Annotated in this window: 1 protein-coding gene; it reads right to left on the bottom strand. The window is 39.4% G+C overall.

The window, feature by feature from the left end:
- The coding region (locus ACVCXO_RS00190; protein ID WP_452227586.1) for an HYR-like domain-containing protein at positions 1–315 on the bottom strand (315 nt) is incomplete at both ends.

Genomic DNA, 315 nt, shown 5'->3' with positions numbered 1-315 from the left:
GGTTAAAGTCGTTACTTCACATTGTGCCGTTACGTTAGCTAAAGTTGCAAGATCAGCAACAGGAGCAGTAACATCTGTAATTACTATGTTTTGTGTTTGTGTGGAAGCATTCAGATTAACATCTGTATATGTCCAAGTTACGACGGTTGTTCCTTGTGTTGTAATAGGAAGTGATGCATCGTTGGTAACAGTAACTATTCCACCACAATTATCTGTTGCCGTTGGTGGCGTTAAAGTCGTTACTTCACATTGTGCCGTTACATTAGCTAAAGTTGCAAGATCAGCAACAGGAGCAGTAACATCTGTAATTACTAT

This window comes from Lacinutrix sp. MEBiC02404 (assembly GCF_053601575.1).
The sequence above is the reverse complement of the archived record's forward strand: the minus strand, read 5'-3'. Positions and strand labels throughout refer to the sequence as shown.